This is a genomic window from Streptomyces sp. NPDC059695, from assembly GCF_042733785.1.
In the GTDB taxonomy this organism is placed as follows: Bacteria; Actinomycetota; Actinomycetes; order Streptomycetales; family Streptomycetaceae; genus Streptomyces.
Map to the genome: position 1 here is coordinate 57,544 of NZ_JBHWFF010000012.1, position 6,966 is coordinate 64,509.

A 6,966-nucleotide genomic window follows, 5' to 3' on the forward strand; every position below is an offset into this window, starting at 1 on the left:
CGCCCATGCGCGCCGACGCACGCCGCAACCACGAGCGCCTGCTCACCGAGGCCCGCGCCGCCTTCGCGGCGCTGGGCGCGGACGCACCCCTGGAGGAGATCGCACGGCGCGCGGGCGTGGGGATCGGCACGCTGTACCGCCACTTCCCCACCCGGGCCGACCTGTTGAACGCCGTCTTCCAGGAGGCGCTGGCCGAACTCCTCGACCGTTCAGGGGAACTGGCCGGGGCGGACGAGCCGTGCCGGGCGCTCGTGGAGTGGCTGCGGGCCCTGATCGCCCACGCGGGCGAGTACCGGGGACTCGCGCACGCGCTGATGTCCGCCTCGTACGACCGGAGTTCGGCCCTGGCGCGGTGCAGCGACCCGCTGCGCGCGGCGGGCGAGCGGCTGCTCGAACGGGCCCGGGAGGCGGGGCAGGTGCGCGCCGACGTGTCGATCGGCGACCTGATGCAGCTGACCAACGCGATCGCGCTGGCGGCCGAGCAGTGCCCGGAGGACGCGGAGCTGGCGGACCGCCTGCTCGCCCTGACGCTGCGGGGACTGAAGGGCTGAGGTCTTTCGGGTGACGGCGTGGGACCCCTGGGGGAGGGTCCCTCGGGTACTGCGGCCGGCGTCGGGCGACGTCAGCGGCGGCGCATGTCCGCGACCCGGGCCGTGCGCTCCAGCGTCTCCGCGGCCATGGCGCCGCCCGGCCCGCGGAACTGACCGGCCGCCATCCGCCCGCGCTGGACGGGGAGCGGCATGTCACGGCGGGGCCGGGCGCCCGGGGGGAGCTGCTCACCGCCGCCGGGCCCGCCGGCGGCGCCCGTACCGGCGACGGCGATCTGGACGCCCTGGTCGGCGAGGGCCTGGAGCTCGGTGGCGGCCCGCTCGTCGTGCGCCGGGGGCTCGTCGGTCACCAGACGCGTGATGACGTCCGTGGGCACCGTCTGGAACATGGTGTCGGAGCCCAGCTTGGTGTGGTCGGCGAGGACCACGACCTCGGCCGCCGCCTGCACGAGTGCCCGGTCCACGCTCGCGGAGAGCATGTTGGACGTGGAGAGGCCGCGCTCGGCGGTGAGGCCGCTCCCGGAGAGGAAGGCCCGGGAGACCCGGAGCCCCTGGAGCGACTGCTCGGCCCCGCTGCCCACGAGCGCGTAGTTGGATCCGCGCAGGGTGCCGCCGGTCATGACGACCTCGACCCGGTTGGCGTGGGCGAGGGCCTGGGCGACGAGCAGGGAGTTGGTGACGACGGTGAGGCCGGGCACGCGGGCGAGCCGGCGGGCCAGCTCCTGCGTGGTCGTCCCGGCGCCGACGACGATGGCCTCGCCCTCTTCGACGAGGCTCGCGGCGACGTCGGCGATGGCCGTCTTCTCCGCTGTGGCGAGATGGGATTTCTGCGGGAAGCCGGATTCTCGCGTGAATCCGCCCGGCAACACCGCACCGCCGTGGCGGCGGTCGAGGAGTCCTTCTGCCTCAAGGGCCCGTACGTCTCTCCGTACGGTCACTTCAGAGGTCTGGACGACGCGGGCGAGCTCGCGGAGCGACACGGCCCCATTGGCTCGCACCATTTCGAGGATCAACTGGCGACGTTCTGCAGCGAACACGAAACTGACAGTAACGTGACCGGCCGATACTTTTCAGCACTATGCGCCGAATTGCAGAAGATGCGCACAGACGGGGCCTCCAAGTGGTATGGGAGGCCCCGTCGTTGATCGTTCTTTGCCCGGGCTTGCCGGGGGTTGTCCGACTCGGCGAACCGTTCCCGCAGGCGGGAGCCGGGCCGGACCGGGGCGTTACGCCTCGCCCGTCGCCTTTCGGGTGTGCAACTGCCGTGCCACTTCCGCGATCGAGCCCGACAGGGAGGGGTACACGGTGAAAGCATTTGCGATCTGTTCGACGGTCAGATTGTTGTCGACCGCGATCGAGATCGGATGGATCAGTTCGCTCGCCTTCGGCGCGACGACACAGCCGCCGACCACGATGCCGGTGCCCGGACGGCAGAAGATCTTCACGAAGCCGTCCCGGATGCCCTGCATCTTCGCGCGGGGGTTGCGCAGCAGCGGCAGCTTCACGACCTTGGCGTCGATCTTGCCCGCGTCCACGTCGGCCTGGGTGTAGCCGACGGTGGCGATCTCCGGGTCGGTGAAGACGTTGGAGGAGACCGTCTTCAGGTTGAGCGGGGCCACCGCGTCGCCCAGGAAGTGGTACATCGCGATGCGGCCCTGCATGGCGGCGACCGAGGCGAGCGCGAAGACGCCCGTGACGTCGCCGGCCGCGTACACGCCGGGGGCGCTCGTGCGGGAGACCTTGTCGGTCCAGATGTGACCGGAGTCCTTCAGCCGGACGCCCGCCTCCTCCAGACCCATTCCGGCCGAGTTCGGGATCGCGCCGACCGCCATCAGGCAGTGGGTGCCGGAGATGACCCGGCCGTCCGCGAGGGTGACCTCGACCCGGTCGCCGACCCGCTTGGCCGACTCGGCGCGGGAGCGGGCCATGACGTTCATGCCGCGGCGCCGGAAGACGTCCTCCAGGACCGCGGCGGCGTCCGGGTCCTCACCCGGAAGGACGCGGTCGCGGGAGGAGACGAGGGTGACCCGGGAGCCGAGCGCCTGGTAGGCGCCGGCGAACTCGGCGCCGGTGACGCCGGAGCCGACCACGATGAGCTCCTCGGGGAGCTCCTTGAGGTCGTAGACCTGGGTCCAGTTCAGGATGCGCTCGCCGTCCGGCTTGGCGTCGGGCACCTCGCGCGGGTGGGCGCCGGTCGCGATCAGCACCGCGTCGGCGGTCAGCGTCTCCTCGGTGCCGTCGGCGGCGGTGACGACCACCTGGCGGGAGCCGTCCACGGCCTGCCGGCCGGAGAGCCGGCCGCGGCCGCGCAGCACCCGGGCCCCGGCCCGGGTCACGGAGGCGGTGATGTCGTGGGACTGGGCGAGCGCGAGGCGCTTCACCCGTCGGTTCACCTTGCCGAGGTCCACGCCGACGACACGGGCGGCCTGCTCGATGTGCGGGGTGTCGTCCGCGACGATGATGCCCAGCTCCTCGTAGGAGGAGTCGAAGGTGGTCATCACCTCGGCGGTGGCGATCAGGGTCTTCGAGGGGACGCAGTCGGTCAGGACGGACGCGCCGCCGAGGCCGTCGCAGTCCACGACGGTCACCTCCGCGCCGAGTTGGGCGCCCACCAGGGCCGCCTCGTATCCGCCGGGTCCGCCGCCGATGATCACGATCCGGGTCACTGGGATCTACGCCTCGCGCTCTCGTTCTGCCGGGGGGTCCCCCCGCTGGGATGCAGTGCGTACGCCATTGTCCCGCACGCTTCAAGTGCGTACCCCATTCTCCCGCACGCCCGGCGCGGCCTCGCGCCGGGGGCCGCGAAGGCGGCCGAACGGGGGTGAGGAGGGGTTCGTACGGGGGCGAGGAGGGGTTCGTACGGGGGCGAGGAGGGGTTCGTACGGCCGCCACCTCGGCTTTCGCCGGACACCCCGCCCCCTCCCGTACCCTCGGTCCCATGTCGCTCTACGCCGCTTTCGCCGGCAACCTCGACGCCCGGCTGATGAGCCGCCGCGCACCGCACTCCCCGCTGCGCGGCACCGGCTGGCTGAACGGCTGGCGGCTGACCTTCGGCGGAGAGCAGATGGGCTGGGAGGGCGCGCTGGCCACGATCGTCGAGGCCCCGCGGTCCCAGGTCTTCGTGGCGCTGTACGACATCGCGCCGATGGACGAGGACTCGATGGACCGCTGGGAGGGCGTGGGGCTCGACATCTACCGGCGGATGCGGGTGCGGGTGCACACCCTGGACGGCGAGGAGGCGGCCTGGGTGTACGTCCTCAACGCGTACGAGGGCGGTCTGCCGTCCGCCCGGTACCTGGGCGAGGTCGCCGACGCGGCCGAGTCGGCGGGCGCGCCGCACGACTACGTGATGGAGTTGCGGAAGCGCCCCTGCTGATCCGGGCGGGTCCGGTCCTCGCGGGTTGATCCGACCGGGTGACCGGAATCCCCCGTTCGTCGGAAACGACAAGACAACGATCGCATGTCCGTCAGCATCGTCATCTACGCGCGTAGGAATTCTCCGGCTACGCTGCTTCGCGTACCAAATCCGTCCGGGGCTCCCCTCGGACCCCCCCTCCCCGAGGCGAGAGAGTCAGTGAACGCAACTGCCACCCCGTACGAGGCCGCCGAGGCCGCTGCCGCACGTCTTCGCGAGCTGACCGGCGTCGACCAGCACGACGTCGCCCTGGTCATGGGCTCCGGCTGGGCCCCCGCCGTCGACGCCCTCGGCGCCCCCGAGGCCGAGTTCCCGGTGACCGAGCTCCCCGGCTTCCCGCCGCCGGCCGTCGAGGGCCACGGCGGCAAGGTCCGCTCGTACAAGATCGGTGAGAAGCGCGCGCTGGTCTTCCTCGGCCGCACCCACTTCTACGAGGGCCGGGGCGTCGCCTCCGTCGCCCACGGCGTCCGCACCGCCGTCGCCGCCGGCTGCAAGACCATCGTCCTGACCAACGGCTGCGGCGGCCTCCGCGAGGGCATGCGCCCCGGCCAGCCGGTCCTGATCAGCGACCACATCAACCTGACGGCCGCCTCCCCGATCGTCGGCGCGAACTTCGTCGACCTCACCGACCTGTACTCGCCGCGCCTGCGCGCGCTGTGCAAGGAGGTCGACGAGACGCTGGAGGAGGGCGTGTACGTCCAGTTCCCCGGCCCGCACTACGAGACCCCGGCCGAGATCAACATGGTCCGCGTCATGGGCGGCGACCTGGTCGGCATGTCCACCGTCCTGGAGGCCATCGCGGCCCGCGAGGCCGGCGCCGAGGTCCTCGGCATCTCCCTCGTCACCAACCTGGCGGCGGGGCTCTCGGGCGAGCCGCTGAACCACGAGGAGGTCCTGCAGGCCGGCCGTGACTCGGCCGCGCGCATGGGCGAGCTCCTGACGCGGGTCCTCGACCGGATCTGAGTCCTCGACGCGCCCGTCGGCCGGGGCCGCCGCGCGGGGCTTCTTCCCCGCCCCGCCCCTTCCCGAACCGGGGCTCCGCCCCGGACCCCGCGCCTCGAACGCCTGCGGAGCCGCATGCCGGCCCGCCCGGCGGTCGAGGGCACGGCCTCAGGCCGTACGGGGGGCCGGGGGCCCGCCCCCGGTTTCGGGAAGGGGCGGGGTGGGGGAAGGCTCCGCGCAGCGGTCCACGGCCCGCACCCGCCGCCGGGCTGCTCCCGCCCGCCGCCGCGCCCTCCCGCCCGCACACCCCGAAAGGCACACCGTGACGCAGGACGACCTCCTCACCCGGGCCCAGGCCTGGCTCGCCGAGGACCCCGACGCCGAGACCCGCGAGGAGCTCGCGCGGCTCATCGAGGCCGGCGCGACCGACGAGCTCGCCGCCCGTTTCAGCGGCACGCTCCAGTTCGGCACGGCCGGACTCCGCGGTGAGCTCGGCGCCGGCCCGATGCGGATGAACCGCTCGGTGGTCATCCGCGCCGCCGCGGGACTGGCCGCGTACCTCAAGGCCGAGGGCCGGACCGGCGGCCTCGTCGTCATCGGCTACGACGCCCGCTACAAGTCCGCCGACTTCGCCCGCGACACCGCCGCCGTGATGACCGGCGCCGGGCTGCGCGCCGCGGTGCTCCCCCGCCCGCTGCCGACGCCCGTCCTCGCGTACGCCATAAGGCATCTGGGCGCCGTCGCCGGTGTCGAGGTGACCGCGAGCCACAACCCGCCGCGCGACAACGGCTACAAGGTCTACCTGGGCGACGGCTCGCAGATCGTGCCCCCGGCCGACGCGGGGATCGCCGCCGAGATCGAGGCCGTCCGCTCGCTGCACGACGTGCCCCGGCCCGAGAGCGGCTGGGAGACCCTCGGGGACGAGGTCCTGGAGGCCTACCTGGCGCGCACGGACGCCGTCCTGAGCCCCGGCTCCCCCCGCACCGCGCGGACCGTCTACACGGCCATGCACGGCGTCGGCAAGGACGTCCTGACGGCCGCGTTCGCACGGGCCGGCTTCCCGCCGCCCGCGCTCGTCGCCGCCCAGGCCGAGCCGGACCCCGCCTTCCCGACGGTCGCCTTCCCGAACCCGGAGGAGCCGGGCGCCATGGACCTGGCCTTCGAGGCCGCCCGGGCCGTGGACCCCGACCTCGTCATCGCGAACGACCCGGACGCCGACCGCTGCGCCGTCGCCGTGCCGGACGCGGACGCCGAGGGCGGCTGGCGGATGCTGCGCGGCGACGAGGTGGGCGCGCTGCTCGCCGCGCACCTGGTGCACAAGGGCGCCACGGGCGTGTTCGCCGAGTCGATCGTGTCGTCCTCGCTGCTGGGCCGCATCGCCGACGCGGCGGGCGTCGGCTACGAGGAGACCCTGACCGGCTTCAAGTGGATCGCCCGCGTCGACGGCCTGCGGTACGGCTACGAGGAGGCGCTCGGCTACTGCGTCGACCCCGAGGGCGTCCGCGACAAGGACGGCATCACGGCCGCGCTGCTCGTCACCGAGCTGGCCTCGGTCCTCAAGGAGCAGGGCCGGACGCTGACCGACCTGCTCGACGACCTCGCCGTGGCGCACGGTCTGCACGCCACGGACCAGCTGTCGGTGCGCGTCGAGGACCTGGGGATCATCGCGAACGCGATGGCCGCGCTGCGCGAGCGCCCGCCGGTCTCCCTCGCCGGTCTGACGGTCGTCTCGGCCGAGGACCTGACGAAGGGCACGGAGTCGCTGCCGCCGACGGACGGGCTGCGCTACCACCTGGAGGGCGCCTACCGGGCCCGGGTGATCGTCCGCCCCTCGGGCACCGAGCCGAAGCTCAAGTGCTACCTGGAGGTCGTGGTCCCGGTCGGCGACGGCAGCGAGCTGACGACGGCCCGCGCCAAGGGCGCCGAGGTGCTCGCCGCGATCAAGCGGGACCTGTCGGCGGCCGCCGGGCTGTAGGGCCTTGGGGGCGGTGGCGCCATGGCGCAGCAGGAGAAGAGGTGTGGCTGTGACCCCCCCCCGGAACTTGAGCCGACAGATACGTC

Annotated in this window: 6 protein-coding genes; 4 read left to right on the forward strand and 2 right to left on the reverse strand. The window is 73.4% G+C overall.

The features are described from left to right. Positions 1-5: 5 nt before the first annotated feature. A complete protein-coding gene (locus ACFV2S_RS16945; protein WP_383787224.1) occupies positions 6-551 on the forward strand; it encodes a TetR/AcrR family transcriptional regulator in 546 nt (181 codons plus the stop codon). A gap of 71 nt (positions 552-622) precedes the next feature. Here the strand turns inward: ACFV2S_RS16945 and ACFV2S_RS16950 are convergent, their stop codons facing one another. Further along, positions 623-1,549 carry a DeoR/GlpR family DNA-binding transcription regulator gene (locus tag ACFV2S_RS16950; protein WP_383787270.1) on the reverse strand — a complete coding sequence of 309 codons (927 nt, stop codon included), beginning with the start codon at positions 1,547-1,549 and terminating at the stop codon, positions 623-625. Positions 1,550-1,774: 225 nt separating this feature from the next. Beyond that, positions 1,775-3,214 (reverse strand): NAD(P)H-quinone dehydrogenase, encoded by a 1,440-nt coding sequence (locus tag ACFV2S_RS16955; RefSeq protein WP_351190132.1) that lies wholly within the window; start codon positions 3,212-3,214, stop codon positions 1,775-1,777. A gap of 272 nt (positions 3,215-3,486) precedes the next feature. Here ACFV2S_RS16955 and ACFV2S_RS16960 point away from each other — a divergent pair, with 272 nt between their 5' ends. From ACFV2S_RS16960 to ACFV2S_RS16970, 3 genes are all read left to right on the forward strand, one after another. Beyond that, complete coding sequence (locus ACFV2S_RS16960) at positions 3,487-3,924, forward strand: gamma-glutamylcyclotransferase (protein WP_352016873.1); 438 nt, start codon at positions 3,487-3,489, stop codon at positions 3,922-3,924. Between the two features lie 198 nt (positions 3,925-4,122). After that, a complete protein-coding gene (locus ACFV2S_RS16965) occupies positions 4,123-4,926 on the forward strand; it encodes a purine-nucleoside phosphorylase (RefSeq protein WP_383787220.1) in 804 nt (267 codons plus the stop codon). Positions 4,927-5,227: 301 nt separating this feature from the next. Then, a complete protein-coding gene (locus tag ACFV2S_RS16970; RefSeq protein WP_385559094.1) occupies positions 5,228-6,880 on the forward strand; it encodes a phospho-sugar mutase in 1,653 nt (550 codons plus the stop codon). Positions 6,881-6,966: the final 86 nt, after the last annotated feature.